Consider the following 1,506-nt stretch of genomic DNA (forward strand, 5'->3'; position numbering starts at 1 on the left):
TCAGACTGCTGACAAACCCCTGGCTACATCCGGGGGTTTATGATTCACTGGGACATGTTGAAGAAACCTGCTCCCGAACAGACGGCTCTCGAGATGGTGACGCTCGACGGCCTCGTGCCGAAGGATCACCTGCTTCGCAAGATCGATGCGGTGATCGACTTTTCCTTCATCCATGATCGGGTTGCCGGTCTTTACTGCGCCGACAACGGCCGCCCGCCCCTCGACCCGACCTTGATGTTCAAGGCGCTGTTCCTGGGCTACCTGTTCGGTGTGCGCTCCGAGCGTCAGTTGGTGCGCGAGATCGAGGTGAACGTCGCCTATCGGTGGTTCTTGCGGATGAAGCTGACCGATCCGGTCTTCGATGCCTCGACGCTTTCTCAGAACCGCCGCCGCCGCTTCAACGACACTGATGTGGCGCAGGACATCTTCGATGCGATCGTGGAACAGGCGATCCGCCACGGCCTGGTCGATGGCACGGTGCTCTATACGGACTCGACCCATCTGAAGGCCAATGCCAACAAGGGCAAGTACGATCTTGAGATGCTTGCGAAGTCACGCGCCGACTACTGGGCCGATCTTGACCGGGCGATCGAGGCCGAGCGGGCGGCGCACGGCCAGAAGCCGTTGAAGGACAAGGAGCGCGAACCGGAGGTCAAGGAAACCAAGGTCAGCCGCACCGATCCGGATAGCGGCTACATGGTGCGCGACGGCAAGCCCAAGGGCTTCTTTTATCTCGATCATCGCACGGTCGATGGCCGCCATGCGATCATCACGGACACGCATGTGACGCCGGCCAATGTGCATGACAGTATCGTCTATCTGGAACGGCTCGACCGGCAGCGCCAGCGCTTCGACTTCCATGTCGGTGCAGTCGGCCTGGATGCGGGCTACGCCACTTCGGGCATCGCCAAGGGGCTGGAGGAGAGACAAATCCTCGGGGTGACCGGCTATCGCAACCCGACCCCGCCGAAGGACGGGATGATGCGCAAGTCGCAATTCGTCTTTGAGCCCGAGACCGACGGCTATCGTTGCCCGCAGGGGCAGCTGCTCACCTATGCCACCACCGACCGGAACGGCTACAAGCACTACCGCTCGGACCCGTCCCTTTGCCGCGACTGCCCGCTTCTTGCCTCCTGCACCGCAAACGCCAAGGCGGAGCGGACCATCACCCGCCATGTCTGGGCCGACGCCCGCGAGCGCACCGATGCCCATCGCAAGACGGCCAGAGGCAAGGCGATCTACAAGCGGCGAAAGGAGACGGTCGAGCGCTCCTTTGCCGATGCCAAACAGCTCCACGGGCATCGCTATGCCCGCTTCCGCGGCCTCATCAAAGTCCAATGGCAATGCCTGCTGGCCGCGAGCGCCCAAAACATCAAGAAGATCGCCATGGCAGTGAGCAAGGCCCCGGACCGAGCCTGGGTATAAGGGCACAGGTCCGATTAAGATCACGAAAATCTAAGACCAAAACACCACCTGACCGCGCACCTCAAAACAAGAAAACCCGCC

At 61.4% G+C, this 1,506-nt stretch carries 1 protein-coding gene; it reads left to right on the forward strand.

Going from position 1 to position 1,506, the window contains the following annotated elements:
- Positions 1-54 precede the first annotated feature (54 nt).
- Positions 55-1,425 carry an IS1182 family transposase gene (locus tag J5J10_RS22210; RefSeq protein ID WP_211931827.1) on the forward strand — a complete coding sequence of 457 codons (1,371 nt, stop codon included), beginning with the start codon at positions 55-57 and terminating at the stop codon, positions 1,423-1,425.
- Positions 1,426-1,506 lie beyond the last annotated feature (81 nt).

It is taken from the genome of Ciceribacter sp. L1K23 (assembly GCF_018122705.1).
In the GTDB taxonomy this organism is placed as follows: Bacteria; Pseudomonadota; Alphaproteobacteria; order Rhizobiales; family Rhizobiaceae; genus Allorhizobium.